Source organism: Nonomuraea wenchangensis (assembly GCF_900111685.1).
Lineage (GTDB): Bacteria > Actinomycetota > Actinomycetes > Streptosporangiales > Streptosporangiaceae > Nonomuraea > Nonomuraea wenchangensis.
Genome location: NZ_FOHX01000002.1, coordinates 85,431 through 107,819 on the forward strand (window position 1 = coordinate 85,431; position 22,389 = coordinate 107,819).

Genomic DNA, 22,389 nt, shown 5'->3' on the forward strand with positions numbered 1-22,389 from the left:
TTCCGCCGCTGGTCAGCCGCCGGCCGCGGCGGTGTAGAGGTCGGTCGTGATGTACGTGGCCGGATCGGGCGACTCGGTCAGCTTGCCCATCGTGACGAAGAGGTCGGCGAGGCCCTTGTACCAGCCGGACACCGAGCCGTCCGCCATGAGCCCCTTCAGCTCGCTGGTCGGCAGGATCTTCGTCACCGCCGACGAGCCCTTGAACTGCTCGGCGGGCGCCTTGAGGAACGTGGCGGTCAGCGCCTCGGCCTCGGTGGTGTTGGCCGCGACCCAGTCGTTGCCCTGCTGGAGCACCTTGAGCACCTTGCTGACGGTGTCGGCGTCCTCGGTGACGATCTCGTTGCGGGCGACGAAGGAGCTGGGGAAGCTGAGCCTCGGGTAGAAGTCCTCGCTCTTGGTCAGCTCGACCAGGTCGGGCACGTTCTTCTTGATGGTGTCGATCAGCGGATACCAGATGGCGGCCGCGTCGACCTGCTTGCCGCTGAAGGCCGTGACGACCGTGCTGGCGTCCATGTTGACCTTCTGCACGTCCTTGCCGGACAGCCCGGCCTCCTTGAGCGCCAGCTCCAGGATCATGTCGCCGGAGGTGCCCTCGGGCACGCCGATCTTCTTGCCCTTCAGGTCGGCGATCGAGGAGATGCCGGAGCCCGGGTAGGTGATGACGCGGTCGGCCTGGCCGAGCATGTTCGGCGCGACGATCTTGGCTTTGCCGCTCGCGGCCAGCCAGGTCGCGCCGGAGCCGATGTAGCCGAAGTCGAGGTCGCCCGCGCCGAGCGCCTGGATCTGCAGCGGGCCGTTGGTGAACACCTTCAGCTCCGGCTCCAGGCCGTTCTTGGCCCACAGGCCCTGCTTGTCGGCGGCGGCGAGCACGGCCGCGCCGGAGAAGTCGGCGATGTAGCCGAAACGCACCTTCTTCGGCTCGGCCGCGCCGCCCCCTGAGTCGGAGGAGCCGCACCCGGCGGCGGGCAGGAGGACGGCCAGCGCCGCGAGGACGGTGGCCAGGATGCGGGGACGCCTCATCGGCGGATCCTTTCTCGTTCTTGTTCGGGGGGTGACGTGGACGGGCTCAGCCCAGTTCGTCGGCGACGCCGTCCACGTCAGGGGCGCGGCCCTCGCCGATGTCGGCCATGTAGCTCATCCACGTGTACGCGGGATCGCCGCGGTGCAGCAGCTCGCGGTAGAGCCGCACGGTCAGGTCCCTGCGGACCGCCGCGTAGGCGGGCACCGCGTAGACGTTGCGCAGTTCGTGGGGATCGCTGTCCAGGTCGTACAGCTCGTGCACGCCTTCGGGGTTGAACACCAGCTTGTGGCGGCGGTCCCGGAACATGCGCTGCGAGTAGGGGAAGTGGTGGCCGTGGAACTCGGCGGTCACCGAGTCCCGGCCCTCGGCCGGCGCGCCGGACAGCAGCGGCAGCAGGCTCTCGCCGTCGCACGGCTCCTGCGGCGGCAGCCCGGCCAGGTCGAGGATGGTGGGGTTGAGGTCGATCAGCGTCGCGAACGCGTCCACGGTGCGCGCGGGCGCGCCCGGCACCCGGATGATGCCGGGGATGCGGTAGATGTCCTCGTACATGGCCGGGCCCTTGTCGTTGAGCCGGTGGGCGCCGGTGAACTCGCCGTGGTCGGCCGTGAAGATCACCGCCGTGTCGTCCCAGAGGCCCAGCTCGCGCAGCGCGGACAGCAGCCGGCCGATCTGGGCGTCGATCAGGGAGACGTAACCCCAGTAGGCGGCGATGAGCTCGCGCCAGGCGTCGGCGTCGAAGCTGTCGGCCGACCAGTACTCGGAGTAGCGGCGCTGCACCTCCGGCTTGCCGTCGAAGGTCTCGGCCATGGACTCAGGGAGCGGGACGCTCTGGGGGTCGTACATGTCGTAGTACTCGTCGGGGATCAGGTACGGCAGGTGCGGGCCGTACCAGTGGCACGACAGCATGAACGGCCGACCGGCCTCGCGGAAGTCGCGGGCGTAGCGTTCGAGCAGCTCCAGCGTCTGGTCGGCGAGGAACGCCTCCATCGTGGCCGCCGCCGGCTGCTTCAACCGGCCGGCGATGAGGTGGCCGCGGCCGGTGCCGTTGGCGGCCTTGCCGAAGACCGGCCGCTCCACGGCGAACGGCGGATGCCCCCGCTCCTTCAGCCACCGCTCGTACGACGGGTGGTGGAAGGGGTTGAGCGCGCCGGGCAGGTGCTCGCCGTCCATGCCGTAGTGCTCGGGCCCGTGCTCGCGGCCGATGTGCCACTTGCCGACGTGGCCCATGTTGTAGCCGGCGGCCAGCAGCGGCGCGGACATGACCGGGTCGTGCTCGGCGACCTCGTCGCGCCCGCCGCCGTTGCGCTCGGGGTTGACCAGCAGGCCGTGCCGGAACGGGTGGAGCCCGGTGAACAGCGAGGCGCGGGCCGGGGTGCAGATGGCGGTCGGCGTGTAGAACCGGTCGAAGCGCGTGCCCTCCGCCGCCAGGCCGTCCAGTGCGGGCGTGCTTATCACCGGGTTGCCGTAGCAGCCGAGGGTGTCCACCCGATGCTGGTCGGTCATCAGGAACAGGACGTTGCGTGGACTGGTCACTCATGCTCCGATCGCGATTTAGTACCGAGCCTTTACGTTAAAGGGACGATCAGAGAGATCACAAGAGGGAGCGGGGCGGATTGTCCGCCTTTTTATTCCTGTCTCTTGACCTAAATCGGCGAGCGTGGCCAGACTGAGCGCTGATCCCCCAGCCGACCCCCCATGAGAAGGAGACCCATGCGTCGTCCCCTCGCGACCCTCGCGGCAGCCGCGCTCGCGGCTGCGCTGCTGGCCCCGGCGCCCGCCGCCCGGGCCGCCGATCCCCCCGCCAACCTGGCGCTGACCGGCACGGCCACCGCCTCCAGCGTCGAGCTGGACCGCACCGACTTCGTGGCCGCCCACGTCAACGACGGCGACACCGCCACCCGCTGGTCGTCGAAGTACCAGGACGACAACTGGGTGCAGATCCAGCTCGCCCGGCCCGCCAAGGTCGACCACGTGAAGCTCACCTGGCCGAACGCCTGCGCCCGCGACTTCGTCCTGCAGACCTCGCTCGACGGCCGCACCTGGACCGACGTGGCCGCGCTCCAGCGCGACACCTGCCCGCGCACCGACGTCATCGACGTGCTCTCCGACGAGCCCGTCGGGTACGTACGCATGCAGGGCCGCAAGCGCTGGGCCGCCTACGGCTACTCGATCTCCGAGTTCGAGATCTGGGACGGCCCGCCCGCCGCCCCCGCGCCCACGCTCGGCCTGATCCCGAAGCCGGTGTCCGTCACCGAGACCGGCGCCGCCCCGTTCACGCTGCACAAGAACACCCGCGTCCTCGCCCAGGGAGACGGCGCGCAGGCGCCGGCCGACTACCTGGCCAGGCTGCTGCGCCGCGCCACCGGCCAGAAGCTCAAGGTCGCCGAGAACGGCCGCGGCCCCGCCGCGATCATCATCGAGGTCGGCGCAGGCAAGGGCCCCGAGGGCCACGAGGACGAGGGCTACACGCTGTCCGTCGCCGCCGGCGAGATCCGCCTGCGCGCCGCCACCCCGAACGGCGCGCTCAACGGCGTCCAGACGCTCCGCCAGCTCCTCCCGCAGTGGGTCGAGTCCAAGGAGACCGTCGACACCACGTGGACCGTGCCCGCCGTGCGGATCACCGACTACCCCCGCTTCGCGCACCGCGGCATGATGCTCGACGTCGCGCGCAGCTTCTACCCGGTGGACGAGGTCAAGACCTACATCGACGCGGCCGCGCTGTTCAAGGTCAACCGGCTGCACCTGCACCTGACCGACGACCAGGGCTGGCGCATCGTGATCGACGACCCGGCGGGCAACCCGTCCGGCATCGACTACGGCCTGCTCACCCGGGTCGGCGGCGGCACCGCGATGACCGAGCGGGGCACCGAGCCCGGCATCACCGGTTTCTACACCAAGGCCGACTACGCCGAGATCGTCCGCTACGCCGGCGAGAACGGCATGACCGTCATCCCCGAGATCGACATGCCCGGTCACGTCAACTCGGCGCTGCACTCCGTCCCGCAGCTCAACACCGCCGGCTCCCAGCCGAGGCCCGCCGCAGGCCAGACCACCGTCCCGCACAACGGCACCGGCTCCGTCGGCTACTCCTCCTTCGACGCGAACAGCGCGGTCACGTACGAGTTCGTCGGGCACGTCCTGGCCGAGCTCGCCGCCATGACCCCCGGCCCCTACCTGCACATCGGAGGAGACGAGGCGCACGTCACCAGCCACACCGACTACGTGAGGATGGTCGACGCCTTCACCGCCCGCGTGCACGCGCTCGGCAAGACCGTCGTCGGCTGGAACGAGTACGCGAGCAGCGCCCTGCCCCAGGACGACGCCGTCGTGCAGTTCTGGAACGGCGACCGCAACGCCGTCGCGAACGCCGTGAAGAACCGCGGCGCCAAGGTCGTGCTGTCGCCGGCGGCCAACGCGTACTCGCCGCAGAAGCAGGACTCCCGGCAGCCGGACGGCGGCACCTGGGCGTGCGGCGGGCCGTGCGGTCTCGACCGCCACTACAACTGGGACCCGGGCACGTACATCCCCGGCATCCAGGAGAGCAGCGTGCTGGGCGTGGAGTCGGCGGTGTGGGGCGAGTTCATCCGCCGCGTGCCGCAGGCGCAGTACTACGCGTACCCGAGGCTCATTGCCACCGCCGAGGCCGGCTGGACCCCGCAGGCGCAGCGTGACTACGGCGACTTCAAGACCCGCCTGTCGAAGATGGGCGGCCGGCTGACCGTGCAGGGCACCAACTTCTTCCCCACCGCCGACGTGGCGTGGCGCACGGAGATCCTGGCCCCTGCGGTGACCACCGCCACCGGCCGGCCCTCGGGCGCGACCTGGACCGTCACCGCCCCCGGCAAGGCCGCCGCCGACCTCGGCGCGGTCATCACCTGGAACGACGGCGTCAGGGAGACCCCGGCGCCGGTGACGGAGCGGGAGGCGAGCATCCCCGGGATGCGCGTCAACGCCGCCTACACCGTCACCTCCACCAGGTCCTTCGACACGACGGGCGTCTACACCGGCACGCTCACCGTGCGCTCGCCCGGCGAGGCCCCGGTGACCGGCACGCTGGAGGTGACGGTCCGCTGACGCATGCCGGCGGTCCGCACGGGTACCTGGGCGTCGTCGGACGGCCGTGAGTAAGGGGACGTGGACCGCCGTGCGCGCACTGATCGTGGAGACCGGCTTCAGCCGGGGAGCGCTCGCCGCCGTACGCTCGCTCGCCGCGGCCGGCTGGGAGGTCGGCGTCGGCGCTCCCACCGGCGCGGGCCTCGCGTCCTCGTCCCGCTTCCGCCGCCGGCGCCACCTGGTGCCGGCGGCGCACGAGGACCGCGACGCCTTCCTCGCCGCCGTGCGGCGCGCGGTCCGCGACCACCGCTACGACGTGGTCTTCGGCGCGGGCGAGGCCGAGGTCCTCGCGCTGTCCCTGCTCAGGGACGAGGTCGGGGCGATCGTGCCGCACGCGGGACACCGGCAGGTCGTACGCGCGATCGACAAGCAGGAGCTGTCCGAGGCGGCCGGGTCCGTGGGCTTCCTCACGGCCCGCGCCCTCGACCCGTCGGCGCTCGCCGGCGAACGCCCGCCCCTGGTCGTCAAGTCCCGGCTGCACGCCCACCCGGAACGGCCGGGGGCGCCGCCCAGGATCGACACGCTCGTCGTGTCCGGCGCCGAGGCCGCCCGCCGCCGGGTGGACGAGGTGCGCAGGCTCGGCGGCGAGCCGCGCGTCGAGGAGTTCCACGAGGGACGCCTGATGGCCTACTCGGCCGTCACCGCGCCCGGCGGCCGGGTGGTGTGCGACTGCATGCAGGTGGCCTCACGCATCTGGCCGCCGGGGGCGGGCGCGAGCTGCCGCGCCGAGACCGTACGGGTGGACGCCGCGATCAGCGACCGCGCCGCCCGGCTGCTGGCCGCCCTCGGCTGGTTCGGGCTCGCGCAACTGCAGTTCGTGGTGCCCGAGGACGGCCGGCCCCGGCTCATCGACCTCAACGGCCGTTTCTACGGCTCGATGGCCCTCGCCACCGCCGCCGGCGCCAACCTACCGGCGGCCTGGGCCGCCCTGGCCGTCGGCCACGACGTGCCGCCGACGCGGGCCCGGCCCGGGGTGCGCTACCACTGGCTGGAGGGCGACCTGCGGCGGGCGGCCGTGGAACGCCGGTCCGGCCTGCTCCTCGACCTGGCCGGCACCCTCCGCTACGCCGTCGGCGCCGTCCACAGCACCCTGTCGCTCCGCGACCCCGCTCCCGCTCTGGCCAGGATCAGGGCGTCACTCACTCGAAGTCGTCGGGGTTGAGCTCCTTGAGGCGCTTGAACTCGGCGACCTCCTCTTCCTCCATCTCCACGTCCTCCACGTCCTCGTCCACGATCCGGCGATCCTCCTGCGGCTGCTCGGTCATGACGCCTCCCCCGTTTGCTCTCGCCGTTGCGGCTGCCCACCCACCCCGCCCCGTAACCTGGCAGAACGCTGCCCCGCCCGCTCGATGATCTCCTGCTCGGTGAGCGGGTCAGGAGGATGGTGGCTCAGGCACTGCCGCGCCCGTACGAGCACCTCGGGCACGCCGTCGCTCGCGGCGTAGAACTGCCCGGCCTCCAGCCGCCCCACCCGGTCGGCCCGGCCGCCCCGGGCCCGGGCCAGCCCTTTGACCACCTCGATCTGCGTGGGGCTGTTGATCCTGCCGATGAACTGCGTCGTCGCGTTGCCCGCGATGTGGTTGTGCAGGCCGCGCGGCGTCTGGGTGGCGAAGACCAGGCCGAGCCCGTACTTGCGGGCCTGCGAGGCCAGGGTCAGCGTGCTCGCCAGCGCCTCGGTCTTCGGCGTCGCCGGCACCAGGGCCTGCGCCTCGTCCATCACGTAGAGACCGCCGAGCGGCCGGCCGCGCGCCGGGTTCCGCCTGATCCAGGAGAACAGGGCCATCTGGAGCTGGTTGACGAACGCCGGCCGCGCCTGGTCGCCGAGCCCGACGAAGCTGATCACGGAAACGCGGGCCCGCTTGCCCGGGGACGGGGTGAGCAACTCCCCCGGGTCCGCGGGCTCACCTTGGCCCGCGAAGAGCGGATCGGTGATCGTCGCGGCCGTGAGGAGCTGGCCCAGCTCGGCGGCGAGCTGGTCCGCCCGGTCGATCTGGCTGACCTCCAGCGGCAGCGCGCCGAGCAGGCCGAGGAACGCGGCGAAGCTCCCGCCGCCCGAACGGGCGAAGTGGGCCAGCGCCTGACGGAGTATGGCCTTGCCCTTGCGGGCCTTGGCGCTCGCCCCGTCCACGTTCGCCCGGTGGGCGAGCGCTTCGACGGCCAGGGCGAGCGCCGTCTCCAGCTCGTCGCGGTCGTCGAGCACGGCCGCGAAGTCGGGAAGCGGCTGGAACGTCAGCGGGCGTCCGCGCGAGCGTCCCGGCGTCCAGATCACGACCTCGGTCTCGGCGAAGTAGCGGGCCGCCTTGTCCGCGTCCCCGTCTCCCCAGCCCGGTGGCGGGGCGGGCCAGGGATCGCCCAGCCGGGCGAGGTCGTTGTTGGAGTCGAGCACGATCGACGACACCCCGAGCAGCGCGCACTCCTCGATGAGCCGCCGCAGGAACACGGTCTTGCCCGAGCCGGAGCCGGCGAACACGGCCGTGTGGCGGGCGAGCGCGGCCAGCTTCAGTTCGAGCTCGGCACTGGTGTCCATGCGCCGGCCGACCGAAATGACCGGCACAGGGCCACCCACGGGCCCCGGCTCGCTCTCCGCCGCCCGCGCGGGCGCCGGCCCACTCCCCTCGGGCCGCGCGGCCTCCCGCTCGCTCCCCTCCGGCCATCCGGTCTCAGGGATCGACGGCTGCGGCGACGGGGCCGTCTCTTCGCGGGTGAGCGCGCCGAACAGGCCGGTGAACAGCTCCGTGCCGCCGGCCGGGCGGCGGGCCCGCAGCCAGGTCTCGAACTCCGGGTCCCCGTCGGCCGCCATCTGCCGTAGCGCCGCGAAGACCCGCAGGTCGTCACCCCGTACGGGAAGCGAGAGCCCGCCCCACTCCTTGAGCTCCGCCAGGCGGGACCGCGTGGCCGGGCCGTCCGACCACGCCTGGTTGCGTAGCACGACGAAACATCGTCCGGGCGTCTCCGGCCCCAGTCCGGACGCCGCGATGCCGTCGTTCAGCCGTTTCAGCGCCGAGCTGTGGTGCACCGCACCGATCATCCGGAACGTCCAGTGCCGCTGATCCTCGGACTCGGGGTCCAGCGCCTGCCGCAACCGCGCGTGCAGGCTGGGCCGCCGCCCAGGCGGCGGATCGACGGAGAAGGACTCGCCCGCCCGGTCCTGCTCCCTGATCCAGGCGTGGAGCCCCGCGGCGAGCAGGGAAGGGGCCAGCTCGTCCTCGTGCTCGGGATCGAACGCGGCCGACACGTCCGCCCGGCCGTACAGGTCGGCGAAGCGCGCGTCGAGCCTGGCCAAGTTGGCCTCCGGCACGGCGACGGCGACGGCCGGGGCGGGAGGGGACGGTGCGGCGACCGGATCCTCCCTGTCGAAACGTTCCAGGAGGCGTACGACGCCGTCCGCCCGGCAGGCCGCGACGTGCGCTGCGATGAGGCGGAGCAGCGTCCTCGGCGTCCTGCCCGGCGCGGTCGCGAACGCGCCGGGGGCGACCGGCCAGACCGGGTCGGGCGGGGTGAAGCCCGCCCGCGCGAAGGCGACCGCGAACCTGCGCTCGACCAGGTTCCTGGCGAGCTCCGGGCTCGCGATCGTGTCCAGGATCAGGGACAACCGGAACCGGTCCTTCGCCGTGCCGATGGCCCGGTCCCGGATCAGGCCCCACGACGAGGGCAGGCAGGCCACCAGGCACAACGTGCGATGGGTGGCGTGCACCAGGGCCATGAGGCCGCTGGCGATCCCGTCGATGACGTCCTTGCGGGGCCCAGCCACGGAAGGCGCGACGGGGTCCGGATCCGTGGCCGCGCGGGAGTGTTCGAGCAGCGCGTCGATCTGGTCCACCGCGATGACGCTGGGGCCGGTCAGCGCGAGGATCGTCGACAGCTCGAGCACGATGTCGTGCGGCGCCTTGATCTCTCTGCTCATCCCCCAGGCCCCGCGGTCGCCTTCCTCGGCCTCCTCGGTCGACATGAGGTGGTCGTGCGCGACGTCGAAGGCGGGGCCCGAGGCGACGGCGTAGAGGGCGAGCGCCCGGATCGTGTCGCGGCACCGCTGCAACCGCCGGTCCCTGGCCACCAGACCGGCCACCAGGGCGTCGAGGTCCTCGCGGGTGATGTCCTTCCCGTCCTCGACGACCGCCGCGAAGCGGTCCCCGGCCCCCGCGAGTGCGGCCAGGCCGCGCAGGGCCGTCACCGCCTGGGTCGGGGTGTCCGGGCCGGCCGCCGAGCGGCCGAGGTCGTCGACCATCGCGCCCGCGGTCCGCCGCCAGAAGTCGTCGCCCGCGCTGAAGTCCACCAGGAAGAAGTAGCCGCCGGCCCGCGCGATCTCGCCCCTGACCCAGCCGAGGAGATGCGTCTTGCCCGCGCCGCCCTCGCCCTGGATCACGACGCCGAGCGGACTGCTCCTGGAGTCCTCGCACGCCTCGTCGATGCCGTCGAGGATGAGCTGCTCCGCCCGCGGGTGCACGCCGCCGACATGGAAAGGCGGCGGGTTCCAGGCGTGCTCGGCCATGGTCGTCCAGGTGAGCACCCTGGAGATGGCGCGCAGTGCCCGTTCCTCGGTCTCGTTCATCGCGCCTCCATCGCCAGCAGATGCTTGCTCACTCCGCCGACGAGGACGGCCGCGTTCCTGTCCTCGTCGGTCAGCCTCTTCTGGTCGGCCTCGGGCGCCAGATGGACGTCCGGGAGGCGTTCGAGCCGTCGCAGCGCCTCGTCGAGCGCCTCGCGGGGGACGTCGCCCAGCTCCGCGCGCAGCCGCGTCAGGAGCACCCAGTCCTGCGGCTCGCGGGCCAGACGCCAGTACGCGTCCCGGATCGCCTCGGGCAGCTCGGCCGGGGCGACGGCGGCGCCGCCTTCGCCGGCCTTGACGACGAACTCGGCGAGGCTGAGGTCCGCCGCGTCGAGATAGCCCTTGAGCAGGTGGAGCACGCCGTAGAGGGTGCGGCCGAGCGAACCGCCGCGATCCGGGGCGGAGCCGTCCAGCTCCGTCACGCACCAGGCCCAGCCGTCGTCGGTGAGCGTGTGACGGTAGGACCTGCCGGGCTTCTCGCTCATGACGAGGCCGCTCTTGTTGAGGCGGTGCCGGGGCTGTCCGTCGAGGGTGCATCCGACGTGGGCCTTGAGCTCCGCGTTGGACGCCGTTCCGCCGAGCGTCATCAGGCCCAGGAGCACGGCCCGTTCGCGGGTGCCGAAGCCGGTGTTCTTCATGGTCAGCTCTCCTCGGATCGATCGTCGGCGACAGTGGTGAAGCCGGTCGCCATGAGCTCACGGCGGCCGTTGACCTCCCTGAGCGTGCCGGCGGCACGTACGGGGATCCGGTCGCGGTGCGCCCTGACGGCCATGTCGTAGTCCGCCTCGCCGGGCAGGCGGACCCAGATGACGGCGCGGCGCGGCTCGCCGTCCCCGGTCGTCACCTGGCCGCGTACGTGGACGCGGAACCGGTCCTCGCCGCCGTCGTCGACGAGCGCGCCGATGAGGCCCGTCACCGCGGCGCTCTCGCGGTGCAGGCGCCGCAGCCGGTGGCCGACCCGGCGCAGCAGGGTGCCGGTGCCCGGCTCGAAGACCACGCTCCGCGCGGGGACCTCGGCGGGCAGCCCCCGGGCCCAGCGGAAGCCGACCTCGAACCCGGCGCCGGGGTCGGCTCCGGCGAAGCGGGCGAGCGCGAGGCACAGGTCTGCCGACACGCCGTCCTGTACCAGGTCGTCGAAGACGCCGATGTCGCCGGTTCCGCGCACCTCGGCGGTGGCCTGGCGCAGGAGCAGCGCGGCGCGCTGGAGCAGGGTCAAGGCGCGGCGGGCCAGCGGAGGGTCGCCGAGGCCGCCGCCGTCCAGCGGGAGGCGTACGGTCAGGAGGTCGGTGGACGGCACGATCGGTCCGATCCGGACGCGCGCCAGCAGGTCGCGCACCGGTTTGGGAGCCGGGCCGTCGAACACCGGCCGTGGCCCGCTCAGCGCGGCCCGCGCCGCCGCGCTCAGGGCGGCGTGGGCGCTGGTCACGGCCGTGACCGCGTCCACCAGCCCGAGCTCCCCGCCCGCGGGGACGATGGGCGCGCGGTACCACTGGACGTCGGCCATGGGCGAGCCGATGTCGGAGGCGATGTCCTCGGGCGCGCGGCCCTCGACCAGCGCGAGCAGCGACAGGATCTCCCTGAGCCGGCGCGGCCCGTCGGCCAGGTGGTCCGTGCCGGGCACCAGGATCTCGTGGTCGCCGTCGTGCACCCAGCTCGCCGCGCCCCGCCAGGTCCCCGGCCGGCGGACCCAGCCGGTCGCGGCGAGATAGCTGCTGACGTCGGCGACCGACAGGCTCCTCATCGGTCGGAGGGGCCCGCGGGCGCGCCGACGAGCTCGCGTAACGCGCGGACCGTGAGAACGTTCCCGAGCGGCACCTGGAGCGGCACCTTCCGTGCGGCGCTGGGCGCGGGGACGGGCCGGTCGTCCTCGAAGCCGCGGTAGTAGCAGAGCCGGCTCAACGTGAGCCCGTCGGTCTCCACGCGGGCGTACCGGTCGCTCTCCTGGGGGACCACGACGAGGAACAGGTAACGCGGGACGAGAAACGGGCCGTCGACGAGCTTGTTGTACTGCACCTCGTTCAGCCCGCAATAATGCAGGGCCGCGCCCTTGGACCGGGGGGCCGACCAGGACTTGATCTGCACCTCGATGGCGGGCGAGGAAATGTGGCCGGTCCTTGCGGGATATCGGAAGCCCAGGTCGATGCCGTCGTGGTCGAGGTCGTCCTGATAGACGAGGAGGCCCGCCGCCGAGGCGAGCACCCGCACGTAGTCCTCGGCGAACTTGCCCTGATGATTTCGCTGGTCCAGCACGCAGTCTCCCTCGTCCGCCGACCGCCCGACGCAGAAGAGTAGCGGCAAAAGGGGACGCTCTTCCTTCCTTTCTTTAGGGTCATCCTGATTTAGCGAATTCGACTGGCACATAATCGCGACGGGACCCGTCCCCTTGTGCTCTAAGGTTGTCCTCCGTGCGCCGGTACCGTTTCGGGAGAACTGCCGCCTTTTTCGCCGTCGGCTACGTGACGGCGGTCGTCGTGGCCGGCGTTCTCGCGCTGGTCACCGGCGATCCCGCGCTGCTGCGCGCGATCGTGGCCACGGGGTGGGACGCGGACACCATGACCTCCGCCTGGTGGGTCGAGGTCCTGCTGGTCGCGGGCGGGATCGTGCAGGGCTGGGCCTACTGGCAGGTGCTGCGCGGACGTCCGGCCGGCACGCCGGCCGCCAACGACCGGCCGGTCCGGCTGTTACGGGCCGCCCTGTATCTCGGCGTCGTCTCGATGCTGCTGCCCCGGCTGCCGCTCCCCTACCTGTGGTGGTCCTATCTGCCCGCCGACCTGCTCCAGGTCGCCGTCGTCTGCCTGTTCTTCGTGGCGCTCGCCGGGGTCCTGCCGCGCCCGCTGCGCCTGGTCGGGCTCGTGGCGGGGCTGACGGACACCGTCATGGACGTGGCGGTCACCTTCATCATCCAGTTCGGGAGTTATGACCTGGTGAAGGTCGTCTCCCCGAGCTGGCTCGGCGACCTCGTCCACCTGCTGTGGCTGGTGCCGGTCCTGGCCGGTCAGGCCAGGGACGCGCGCTGGACCCGGGGCACCGTACGGGTGGGCGCGGCCACGGCGGCGCTGTCGCTGCTGTCGTCCGGCGGGCACTCGTTCATCACGTTCGGCGGGGGACTGGACCCCGGCCTGGTGCTGTTCATGCTCATCGGCGTGCTGGGCGTGCTCGCGGCGGCGTGGCAGGCCCGCTCGGCGCACGACCTCGGCGCCCCCGCGCCCGAGCCGGCCCCAGTGGCGCCGGTCCGCGTCGCGCCCGCGCGGGCGTGGACGTGGACGTGGCCGTTCGCCGCCGTGGCCGTGGCGCTGCCGCTGGTCCCCGCCGCCGTCAACCTCGCGAACGGCATGCCCGCGTGGATCGGCCCCAGAGGTCTGCTCGACGAGCTCTTCCACGGGTACGTCAGCGAGCCCGCGACCCTGCTCTGGGTCGCCCTGGACCTCCTCGTCGGCGTCGGCGCCCCGGCCGTGCTGGTCCTGGTCGCGGTCGTGCGCAGGACCCGGGGGCTGCTGCGGATCACGACGGCGACCCTGACCCTCGCCGCGGCGGCGGGCGTCGTCACCACGCTCACCACGCCAGGCGACACCGACTGGCTGCTCATCCCCGAGGTGGTCGAGCAGCGGCTGAGGTGGTACCCGGACGGGCTGTTCGTGCCGGACGCGGACGGCGGGTTCGCCTTCGGCATCTCCCCGCTCTGGTACAGCGCCGCGCTCGCCGGCTCCGCCCTCGTCCTGTTCTTCCTGTACGCCGCCCCGCCGCCGGCCGCCCGCCCGCGCCACCAGGTGGTGGTGGCGGCGCTTGCCGTCGCCGTGGCGCTGTGCCTCCTGCCCGCCGCCGACCAGTCCCGTGGCCCGGTCACCACCGCCGCGGACTGCTCGCCCGCCCAGCCCTGGGAGCGCGCCGGCGAGTCCCGGGAGCCCGTGCCGCGGACCGGCCCCCGTGCCTACCTCTGCGCCGTACGTCAGCATCAGGCGCTCGGATTCGCCGCCACCACGCCCGACCAGGTGGTGCTCGCCCACGGCCGCCGCCTGTGCGCCGCCTACACCCGCGCCGACCCCGCCGAACTGGCCCGTCTGCGGGACGTGGAAGGGGTGAACGTACGCGGCCTGAACTGGGCGCTCGCCGGCATCTGCCCGGCCGCGGACGCCGACGCCCGCGCGGAGGATGCCGCCGAGGACCGCGAGTTCGCCGACTTCCAGGCCGAGGAGCGGCGCAAGTGCGCCGCCACCCCCCGGCACCGCCCGCTCATCAGGCCCGCGAAGGCGATCAGGCTCAAGGAGCCGGAGTGGCCCGAGGCGGGGCTGGAGCTGTACGACGAGTACGCCACCGAGGGCCGCAGCACGACCGCCGGCCCGGTCGAGTCGGGGCCCGGCCACCTGCGGGTGTCCACGCGCGCCGACTTCCACGTCTGCGTCACGCTGGAGACCTACACGCGCCGCCCACCCGTCGAGACCAAGGGCTGGGCGGACGTCGTGGAGGTCGGCTACCTCAACAGGACCGGCGAGATGGTCTTCATGGACGGCCTGAGCGGAAGCGTGCTGCCTGACCTGTCACTCGGCGGACGCAAGGGCCACTACCGCATCCGCGTGCACTACGCCTGGTTCCCCTGGAAGGACGAGGGCGACGGTACCCAGCGGCTGCTCATCATGGCGTACCCGGGACCGGGCGACCAGATCACCACCTACCGGAAGCCACGGCAGCGGCGTTAGGGCCGTCGTCAATGGCCCGATGCATCCGATGATCCAACGCTGTTCGCGCGCGTACCGAACGTCGTTCACTCGGCGTTCGATCCACTCCCTAAGGCTTGCGGCCCGGCACCCTCATCGCACGCACGAGAGGCTTCACCGTGAGCAAGAACAAGGCCGAACAGGCCGAGGCGGCCCGGCTCTCCCGCCGGCGGCTGGTCAAGTACGCCGGCGTCGGCGCCACCCTGGCCGCTGCCGCTCCCCTGATGGGCGGCACCCCCGCCCAGGCCGACGACGAGCGCAAGTTCGGCAACGGCGGCGGCAACGGCCGCAGGTGGCGGGCCGGCGACCACCACATCCACTCCGAGTACAGCGGCGAGTTCGACACCAAGACCAGCCCGCCCACCTTCCACAAGGGCGCGGACGCGGTCTACCCGATCGTCACCAACGCGATCATGGCCAAGCACTTCGGCCTGACCTGGGCGATGTGCACCGACCACGGCGGCCCCACCCACTCCAAGGTGAACCTGGAGCAGGCGTACCCCGACCTGCTGCGCTCGCGGGTGCTGGTGCCCGAGGTGCTGCAGTTCTGGGGCATGGAGTTCGACGCGCCGGCGCTCGACCACCACACCCTGATGATCCCCCACCACGACGGGGAAGCGCAGCAGCTGTTCGAGCTGGAGAGCCGCTTCGCCAAGCACGACGCCTTCCCCGCCGACCCGGGCCGCGACACCGAGGCCAAGATGGTGGAGTTCCTGAAGGCCGCCCGCGACATGCGGCAGAAGCCGCTGGTCATCGCCCACCACGCCTCGCGTTCGGCGTCCGGGCTGGGCGTGTGGGGTCAGGACACGCCGCGCGAATTCCGCAACGGCAACAACGTGGCCCCCGACGTGTACGTCGGCTTCGAGGGCGCCCCCGGCCACCAGGCCGGCCCGCTGAACGGCGGCGCGCGCGGCGGCTACGGCAACCACCCCACCTACGGCGGCTTCGACCAGATGACCGCCCGCGTCGGCGGCCTGTGGGACTCCCTGCTCGGCGAGGGCCGGCACTGGTGGATCACCGCCACCTCCGACTCCCACGTGCACTGGACCCGTGGCGGCTCCGACTTCTGGCCGGGCGAGTACAGCAAGACGTACGTGATGGCCCGCCAGGACTACGGCGACATCATGGACGCCCTGCGCAACGGCCGCATCTTCGTCACGACGGGCGACCTGGTCACCGCCCTGGACGTCACCGCGAGCGCGCAGGGCCGCTCCGCCACCGTGAGCGAGACGCTGGTCGTCAACAGCCGCAACCGGGGCGACGTCGAGGTGGAGATCCGCTTCCGCCCGCTGAACGGCGTCAACGGCAACGGCGACCGCCCCGAGGTCCGGCGCGTCGACCTCATCACCGGCCAGGTCACGGGCGTCAGCGCCGACCTCGACGCGGCCACCAACCCCACCACCAAGGTCGTCGCCCGCTTCGGCCCGAACGACTGGCGCCGCCAGGGCCAGGACCTCGTCATCCGCCACACCCTGCGCGACGTGGGCCAGGACAGCTACCTCCGGGTGCGCGGCACCAGCACCGACGAGATGGAGCCGCTCGCGGACGGCAAGGAGAACCCCTGGCAGGACCTCTGGTTCTACTCCAACCCGGTCTTCATCCGGGTCCGCTGAGCACCGCGCGCCCCGCCCGAGGTCACCAGAGGCGGGGCAGCCGCGGGATCGCGGAGCGACCGTTGAGCACCGGGACCTGCCGGCCCTTGGTGTGCCGGCGCACGGCTCCGGCCACCTTCTCGTACAGCTCATGGACGCCGACCGTGGCGCCCTCGACCTGGCCTGGCCCCCGCAGCAGGTAGTGCGTGAAGACCCCGTGGCCCAGCGACGCGAACTCCCGCGCGACCTGGTGCTCCCCGCACGCGCTCATGATCAGCCGGCCCTCGCCGAGGTCCAGGTCCTTGAGCGAGACGACCCCGGGGACGCGGGTCCCCTCACGGCGGCGGCGGAGGGTGGGGCCCTCGAAGGTACGCCCTCCGGCCATGCCGCTGAAGCACGCGTCGATGACGACCATGACCAGCCTGGGGCCGCTCAGCCGGGCGAGCCAGCTCTGGAGCTGGTGCTCCATGGTGATGCCGGTCGTGTAGACGTGGTCGAGCTCGGTGTCGTGGGCGACCAGGTAGCGGGCCACGTCGTCCGGGTCGGCGGGGTCGCTCTCCGGGCTTCCGTGCGCGGCGAAGTAGATCAGGACGACGTCGCCGGGAGCGACGGCGCGCGGCAGCCGCTCGCCGATCTCCATGACGACGTTGCGCCGGGTCGCGTCGGCGTCCAGCAGCAGGGTGATCTCCCGCTCGGCGGGCTCGACCCTGGAGACGAGCTCCGCCATCGCGACGGCGTCGGCCGCCGCGTAGCGCAGGGAGGCGATCCCTGGGTCGAGATAGCGGTCGACGCCCACCAACACCGCGTGCAACATGGATGATCATCCTCCGTCAGGCCGTTCTGGCGCTCCACGTGAGCTGCAGCGCCGCGATCAGGTCGAGCGACTCCCGGTCGGCCAGCGCGAGGACCTCGAGGTCGCCGTCGTCGGTGAGCAGCGCCTCCCACTCCTCCCGCCACCCGTCCAGCGTCAGGGGCGCGTCCTCACCCGGGCTCGCGGACTCAAGGGCGTCGAACCTCTCCCGCGCCGCCGCGATCCACGACAGCAGCTCCATGACCTCCGCGCCGACCGGCAGCAGGGTGGCGTCCGCCAGCTCCTCCTGAGGCTCGGCGGACAGGCCGCTCACCAGCCGGTGCAGGCCGTCGGTGGTGCGGAGCGCCGCCAGGATCTCCAGGAACGCCGGCAGCCCCAGGACTTCCGGGTCCGCGCGCTGCGCGTCGGCGCGGAAGGCGTCCACCGCCTTGCGGTCCCGGCGCGCCCGGAGCAGCGGACGGGTGATCCGGACGACGCCGTAGAGGTAGAGCGGCGCGAGGATCACGAACGCGGCTGTGGCGACGAGCCGGCGCAGCAGGGGGTTCTCCCGCAGCAGCGCGTCGATCGGGTCCTCGAAGACGCTGTAGCCTCCGCCCGCGAGCACGGCGGCGACCGTACCGGCGATCTTCCACCATTTGTAGCGGCCGCTGTAGTAGCGCGACAGCGCCCGCGGTCTCAGCCAGTCGGGCCACCAGCGCGCCGGGCTGCGCAGCCGGCGCCCGGCCCGCCGGAACCGCTGCGGGAACGGGCGCAGCGGCAGCAGCAGCCACTCGCCCAGGTCCGCCCCCGTACGCCCGTGGAGCACGGCTTCGCGCACGCCGGACGGCCAGACGCAGACGAGCAGCGCGATCACGGAGAGCGCCAGGAGGCCGAGCACCGTGCCTGCCGGGGCTCCGGTGAAGTAGTCGATGGGCAGGAGCAGGATCGCGCCCAACGCCGACACGCCGCAGAGCATCCGCCTGAACGACGACGCGAAGTCCGACACCTGGCCGGGGAACAGCGCAGTGTGCCGGAGGAAGCGCCAGACCCGCCGGTGCCAGGGCCCCTCCGCCCCCGGCCACGCGGCCTGGCGCAGCACGTGGTGGTAGCCCAGGTGCCAGAACAGGCCGAACAGGCCGCCGCCGATCACCAGCATCTGGACGTCCTGCTCCTCGTCCGTCAAGAGGAACCAGACGGGCATCACGGCCAGGCACAGCGCCAGGTCGGCGAGCCAGCCGAAGCGCAGCAGGCGGACGGCCCCGAGCAGGCTGCCGCCGCGCATCTGGGCCTCCACGATCGCCGCGTCCCGCCACAGCCGGCCGTCCACCCACAGGGTGACCAGGCTGCGGCGCACCTCGTGCAGCAGGGTGTCGGGGATGCGCGGCATCGAGACCGTCCGCCGGTACGCCTCGTCACGGTAGAACGCGCTGGAATGGCCGAAGGCGAGCTTCAGCACCTTGACGGCGGTGCCAGGATCGGCGGCGGGGACGAACCGCACCGCCTCGATCCGTTCCGACCCGCTGCCCTTTGCCCACATCCGCAGCAGCGATCTGCCCACTCTGTCCCGGATGTCCGCCGGTAGTTCGGCAGGCTCCGGAGGGGCGAACCCGCCCGCGAGAACGGCCAGCACCGGCCGGTCCGCGCCCATCCGATCCTCCTCGCCCGGCCCGCTCGGGTCGCTCGGGTCGCTCGGGTCGCTGTCCAGGATGCGGCGGGCCTCGGCCACCAGCGCGGCGACGTTCGCGGCGGGGCCGGTCCGCAGCAGCGACACGGCCGCCCCCTGCCAGCGCGGCTCGGACAGCAGCTCCCTGGGCGGCACCCGGTCCGGCTGGGCCAGCAGCGCCCGGGTGACGAAGTACTCCTGGACGCTGCGGTGTGCGAAGGCGAAGCGGCGCTGCGCGGGCCGGGTCGCGGTCGTCGTGTACCTGCCGAGCTTGGCCTCCTTCAATTCGTCGAGCACCTGGAGCACGGCTGCCTCCGGAGGCGGACCGCCGCCGCCGGGCGGCGCGAGCGCCGCGCGTAACTCGGCGACGGACGGGTTCAGCCCCGGGCCGGCGTCACGGGTCATGGCCATGGCGATCTCGGCCGCAAAGTCGCCGACCCACTCCGCCCGGCGCTCGTCGGGGCTCAGGCGGTCGCGGACGAACCCGTCCAGCACCTCGTAGCGGTCCCCCGGCACCCAGGTCTCGGCGTGGCGCGTGATGGTGTGGCAGAGCAGGCTCAGCAGCAGGGGGTTCTCGGCCATCTCCTGGATCGGGGCGGGCGCGGTGGCGAGCCAGCCGCTGATCCGGAGACGCCGGCCGCGGCTCACCGCGATGTGCTCGATGAGCTGGCGCTGGACCTGGGTGCTCATGGGCAGGATCCGGAGCTGCGGCAGGCTGCGGAAGGTGGCGCAGTCGGCCGCGTCCCTGGTGGCGATGACCGCGCGGCACGGGGTGAGGTCGTACAGGAACGCGGTGATGGCCGAGGCGTAGTCCTCGGCGGTCCTCGCCGGGTTGCGCGCGGTGAGCAGGGCGGGCAGTTCGTCGAAGGAGTCGAAGAGGAACCACCACCAGCCGGCGTCCAGCCCGTGGTCGAACCACGTCCTGACGAAGGACGCGAGCCGGCCGTCGCCGCCGCCGCTCATGCACGCCATGATGTGCGCGCGGATGGCCGCCGCCGTCACGGGCCCTCCCGGGCGGAAGTCGCGCAGGTCCACGTAGACGGGGATCACGAGCTCGGCGCCGGGGCGGCGGACCGCCTCCTCCAGCGAGTCGCGTACCCGGTCGCGCAGCGCCGTGCTCTTCCCCGCCCCCGGCCCGCCCTCCAGGAGCACCACGCGGTGGTCGTCGCCGCCCTCCCACCGCCGTCCTGCGCCGGCGAGGGCGGCGGAGAGCCGGGTGACCGGCCGGCTGTACGGCCGGCCCCGGTGGACGGCGCGGGCCAGCCGCCGGGCGTCGTCGAGCCCCCTGATCTCCACCTCCAGGTCCGCCCGCCGGGTGACCAGCCAGTCGTCGGGCACGGGCGGCGGCGAAGGAGCGCAACGTCGCCTCGGCGAACAGCCGCCACTGCTCAGGAGCCGGAACCAGCCCTCCGGCCGGAGCCGGGGCCGGGGGGAGGTCGCCGGGCGGGGGCGGTGCTGGGGGCTGGGGAGCGGGGTGGCCGCCGGAGATGTTCTCCTCGCCGCCGGACATATCGCGGAAGCGGAGCCACCAGGGCCGCTGAGGCTGCCCGCCGGGCTCCTCCGCCTTCATCCGCTCCAGTACCGCCTGGAACGCCGGCCGCAGGGCGGGCGGCCACTCCTGCTCCCCCTCCCCCTCCTCCAGGACGTCCATCAGCGCCGAGGAGAACCGGCCGCCCCGGTCGGGGTCCTGGTGGGCGGCCTCGCCGCTGCGCGCGCCCAGGAGGAGCGTCTGGTCCCACCCGAGCCTGGCCTGCGTCGCGGTGTGCGGGAGCGGCTGCCAGCCGGCCGCCATGGAGCCCTGAGCGCGCGTACGGCAGGCGTCGACGACGTAGATCTGCCGCGAGAAGCCCACGAAGCCCGTACGGTAGCTCGTCAGCAGCGCGTCGAGGTCGAGATGCCGCCCGGTGACCAGGTCGGCGTCGGAGAAGAACAGCAGCTGCGCGGCGTCCCGCGCCTCCACCCCGTGACCGGCCCAGAAGAACCAGAGCAGGTCGCCGTCCGCCTCCGGCAGCCGCCGGTTCAGCACCTCGTCGGCGGCGGCGTAGGTGGCGGGGCCGTCCAGCAGCCCGAGCGAGGCCGCTCCCGAGCCGCCGCGGAACGGCGAGGCGAGCTTGATGATCTGGTGGTCCGGCACACCGGCGCGGCGCAGCCAGGCGACAAAACGCGCGGCGTCCCGCACCGGGCCGCGCATGCTCCAGCCGGGCACGCATGCGTAATCCTCCACGGCGACCACCACCGCCCAGGTACGGCCGGGCGTCGCTCGTTCGTCCAATTTCGTCTCCTCGTTCCTGCCGTTCTCAGACATAATCGTGTCGATACCGCGAGCGCGTTTCCTTCCTCCGGCCGGGTAATTCTCGGAAGGGTTGGTGAAAGCACCTTGGCGCACTTTTCCGAGACCGAGAGCCATCCGGTGTTCCCGGTCTTCCTGGTGATAGACGTCTCTTATTCGATGGCGGGCGAGCCGATCGAGGCGGTGAACGCGGCGCTGCCCGACCTGAAGGCGGCGATCGAGGACGATCCGACCGTGGGCGAGTTGGCCCGCGTCGCCGTCATCGCCTTCGCCGACACCGCGACGGTGGTGCTCCCGCTCAGCGACCTCCAGTACGCCGGCCTGCCGCTTCTCGAACCCGGCGGCGCGACGAACTTCGCCGAAGCCTTCCGCGCCGCCCGCGAGGAGATCGAGCGCGCGATCCGGGGGCTCGGCCGGGGCAGCCGGTTCTACCGGCCGGTGCTGTTCTTCATGAGCGACGGCATGCACGTGGCCGACGAGGACTGGAGAGGGCCTTTGCGGCAGCTCACCAGCCCGGACTGGCCGTTCGCCCCCGAGGTGGTGGCCTTCGGTTTCGGCGCGGCCGAGGCGGAGGCGCTCGGCACGATCGCCACCCGCTACGCCTTCAAGGCCAACGGCGCCGACCCGGCCGCGCAGGCCCGCGAGATCATCTCGACGCTGGTGCGCAGCATCCGCACGACCTCGGGCTCGCTGCGTCCCGACGGCGACGGCGGGCTCGTCGTGGACGTCGACCGTTCCAAGTTCACGCCGCTGCCGCTGATGGAGGTCAGGGAGTGACCCTCGGGACGCCGGGCAGCGGGCACCCCGGCCCGCCCGCCGTCGTGGACGACGACAGCGGCGCCCCGTCCGTCGGACGGCTCTCGCCGGGTTTCCACACCCGGCTCGACGGCACGAACGGGCTGCGTGTGCCGAGCGTCGTCGCCGACGCGGGGCAGCTCGGCCCGTACTGGATCGCCGCGGCGGCGCTCACCGGCCTGGCGCACCTGCACCGGGGCCGCACCGGCCAGGACGCCTACGCCTTCCACCTCGACGAGGACACCGGCGCGGCGGCGGTGGCGGTGGCGGACGGGCTCGGGTCGCGGCCCCGTACGTCGCAGATCGGGGCGTACACCCTGGTCCAGGCCATCTGCGAGCAGCTTCCCGCGTTGCCGGTCCCGGCGGCGGTGGCGGCGGCGAACGAGCGTCTGCTCGACCTGCGGGACCCGCGCCTCGGCGGCGGTGATGAGCCGCTGTCGTCCGTCACCTGCTTCGCCCGGCTGCCCGCGGACCCGCTCACCGAGCCGGTCGTCGTGGGCAGGGTGGGCGACTGCGCGGCGTTCAGCCTGGCGGACGACGGGTTCGCGCCGATCTTCGAACGGGGTGGCGGAGCGCTCAACGAGGCGGTGGCCGCGCTCCCCTCGCGGGACCCCGCCCACGGCCTGGAGACCGCGCCGCTCGCCCCGGGCGGCGCCCGCGCCCTGATCCTCGCCAGCGACGGGCTCGCCGAGGACGTCCATGGGTCCCCCGCCGTCCGTGCGTGGCTGGCCTCCCGCTGGCGGCTGCCCTGCCACACGGCGTGGATGCTCAACTCCCTGCGCTACCGCCGGCAGGGATCGCAGGACGACCGTACGGCGCTGGTCGTGTGGATCCCGCCCTTTCCCGAGCCGGCCGGCGACTGACGCG

At 72.9% G+C, this 22,389-nt stretch carries 15 protein-coding genes and 1 pseudogene; 6 read left to right on the top strand and 10 right to left on the bottom strand.

Translation table 11 applies throughout. The annotated features are described in order from the left end of the window. Nucleotides 1-12: 12 nt before the first annotated feature. On the bottom strand, nucleotides 13-1,020 hold the full coding sequence (locus BMW85_RS04790) for an aliphatic sulfonate ABC transporter substrate-binding protein (protein WP_091077423.1): 1,008 nt from the start codon (nucleotides 1,018-1,020) through the stop codon (nucleotides 13-15). Nucleotides 1,021-1,066: 46 nt separating this feature from the next. Then, the gene (locus tag BMW85_RS04795; RefSeq protein ID WP_245774627.1) at nucleotides 1,067-2,554 is read right to left on the bottom strand and encodes a sulfatase family protein; all 1,488 of its coding nucleotides are present in this window, start codon (nucleotides 2,552-2,554) and stop codon (nucleotides 1,067-1,069) included. A 177-nt stretch (nucleotides 2,555-2,731) separates the two neighbouring features. Between BMW85_RS04795 and BMW85_RS04800 the strand changes: the two genes are divergently transcribed. Together BMW85_RS04800 and BMW85_RS04805 are read left to right on the top strand one after the other, a co-directional pair. Continuing rightward, nucleotides 2,732-5,095, top strand: coding sequence for a family 20 glycosylhydrolase (locus BMW85_RS04800; RefSeq protein WP_091077425.1), 2,364 nt, complete (start codon nucleotides 2,732-2,734; stop codon nucleotides 5,093-5,095). Nucleotides 5,096-5,165: 70 nt separating this feature from the next. Further along, entirely contained in the window at nucleotides 5,166-6,296 is a 1,131-nt protein-coding gene (locus tag BMW85_RS04805; RefSeq protein WP_091077427.1) for an ATP-grasp domain-containing protein, read from the top strand. On the opposite strand, the gene BMW85_RS51800 is transcribed toward BMW85_RS04805, so the two are convergent. From BMW85_RS51800 to BMW85_RS04825, 5 genes are read right to left on the bottom strand one after another with little or no spacing between them, the layout of a single operon-like run. Next, complete coding sequence (locus tag BMW85_RS51800; RefSeq protein ID WP_281249546.1) at nucleotides 6,274-6,399, bottom strand: hypothetical protein; 126 nt, start codon at nucleotides 6,397-6,399, stop codon at nucleotides 6,274-6,276. The two genes, BMW85_RS04805 and BMW85_RS51800, sit on opposite strands and share 23 nt — an antisense overlap. After that, nucleotides 6,396-9,683, bottom strand: coding sequence for an ATP-binding protein (locus tag BMW85_RS04810; RefSeq protein ID WP_091077429.1), 3,288 nt, complete (start codon nucleotides 9,681-9,683; stop codon nucleotides 6,396-6,398). The genes BMW85_RS51800 and BMW85_RS04810 overlap by 4 nt, the downstream gene beginning before the upstream one ends. Continuing rightward, nucleotides 9,680-10,318, bottom strand: a complete 639-nt coding sequence (locus tag BMW85_RS04815) for a hypothetical protein (RefSeq protein ID WP_091077431.1) — start codon at nucleotides 10,316-10,318, stop codon at nucleotides 9,680-9,682. The genes BMW85_RS04810 and BMW85_RS04815 overlap by 4 nt, the downstream gene beginning before the upstream one ends. A gap of 2 nt (nucleotides 10,319-10,320) precedes the next feature. Then, on the bottom strand, nucleotides 10,321-11,421 hold the full coding sequence (locus BMW85_RS04820; RefSeq protein ID WP_091077433.1) for a hypothetical protein: 1,101 nt from the start codon (nucleotides 11,419-11,421) through the stop codon (nucleotides 10,321-10,323). Then, complete coding sequence (locus BMW85_RS04825; protein ID WP_091077435.1) at nucleotides 11,418-11,930, bottom strand: DUF4365 domain-containing protein; 513 nt, start codon at nucleotides 11,928-11,930, stop codon at nucleotides 11,418-11,420. Before BMW85_RS04825 ends, BMW85_RS04820 begins: the two co-directional genes overlap by 4 nt. 155 nt (nucleotides 11,931-12,085) lie before the next feature. On the opposite strand from BMW85_RS04825, the gene BMW85_RS04830 reads away from it, so the two are divergent. Beyond that, nucleotides 12,086-14,374 (top strand): hypothetical protein, encoded by a 2,289-nt coding sequence (locus BMW85_RS04830; protein WP_143082091.1) that lies wholly within the window; start codon nucleotides 12,086-12,088, stop codon nucleotides 14,372-14,374. A gap of 137 nt (nucleotides 14,375-14,511) precedes the next feature. Then, the gene (locus tag BMW85_RS04835; RefSeq protein WP_091078858.1) at nucleotides 14,512-16,005 is read left to right on the top strand and encodes a CehA/McbA family metallohydrolase domain-containing protein; all 1,494 of its coding nucleotides are present in this window, start codon (nucleotides 14,512-14,514) and stop codon (nucleotides 16,003-16,005) included. 22 nt (nucleotides 16,006-16,027) lie between these two features. On the opposite strand, the gene BMW85_RS04840 is transcribed toward BMW85_RS04835, so the two are convergent. The 3 genes and pseudogenes from BMW85_RS04840 to BMW85_RS52470 form a co-directional block, all read right to left on the bottom strand. Continuing rightward, nucleotides 16,028-16,798 (bottom strand): caspase family protein, encoded by a 771-nt coding sequence (locus tag BMW85_RS04840; RefSeq protein WP_091077440.1) that lies wholly within the window; start codon nucleotides 16,796-16,798, stop codon nucleotides 16,028-16,030. Between the two features lie 16 nt (nucleotides 16,799-16,814). Then, nucleotides 16,815-19,775 carry an NACHT domain-containing protein gene (locus tag BMW85_RS50780; protein ID WP_177240490.1) on the bottom strand — a complete coding sequence of 987 codons (2,961 nt, stop codon included), beginning with the start codon at nucleotides 19,773-19,775 and terminating at the stop codon, nucleotides 16,815-16,817. Between the two features lie 196 nt (nucleotides 19,776-19,971). Continuing rightward, nucleotides 19,972-20,844 (bottom strand): annotated as a pseudogene (locus tag BMW85_RS52470) (caspase family protein); the annotation flags it as partial. Between BMW85_RS52470 and BMW85_RS04850 the strand changes: the two are divergent. Together BMW85_RS04850 and BMW85_RS04855 are read left to right on the top strand one after the other, a co-directional pair. Further along, a complete protein-coding gene (locus BMW85_RS04850) occupies nucleotides 20,815-21,504 on the top strand; it encodes a vWA domain-containing protein (RefSeq protein ID WP_091077442.1) in 690 nt (229 codons plus the stop codon). The pseudogene BMW85_RS52470 and the gene BMW85_RS04850 overlap by 30 nt on opposite strands. After that, entirely contained in the window at nucleotides 21,501-22,385 is an 885-nt protein-coding gene (locus BMW85_RS04855) for a protein phosphatase 2C domain-containing protein (protein ID WP_177240491.1), read from the top strand. The genes BMW85_RS04850 and BMW85_RS04855 overlap by 4 nt, the downstream gene beginning before the upstream one ends. The last annotated feature ends 4 nt before the right edge of the window (nucleotides 22,386-22,389 follow it).

Excerpts from the sequence above, each read along its gene's own strand:
- BMW85_RS04810 (WP_091077429.1), bottom strand. The coding sequence starts at position 9,683 with ATGAACGAGACCGAGGAACGGGCACTGCGCGCCATCTCCAGGGTGCTC.
- BMW85_RS51800 (WP_281249546.1), bottom strand. The coding sequence starts at position 6,399 with ATGACCGAGCAGCCGCAGGAGGATCGCCGGATCGTGGACGAGGACGTG.
- BMW85_RS04815 (WP_091077431.1), bottom strand. The coding sequence starts at position 10,318 with ATGAAGAACACCGGCTTCGGCACCCGCGAACGGGCCGTGCTCCTGGGC.
- BMW85_RS04840 (WP_091077440.1), bottom strand. The coding sequence starts at position 16,798 with ATGTTGCACGCGGTGTTGGTGGGCGTCGACCGCTATCTCGACCCAGGG.
- BMW85_RS04790 (WP_091077423.1), bottom strand. The coding sequence starts at position 1,020 with ATGAGGCGTCCCCGCATCCTGGCCACCGTCCTCGCGGCGCTGGCCGTC.
- BMW85_RS04800 (WP_091077425.1), top strand. The coding sequence starts at position 2,732 with ATGCGTCGTCCCCTCGCGACCCTCGCGGCAGCCGCGCTCGCGGCTGCG.
- BMW85_RS04820 (WP_091077433.1), bottom strand. The coding sequence starts at position 11,421 with ATGAGGAGCCTGTCGGTCGCCGACGTCAGCAGCTATCTCGCCGCGACC.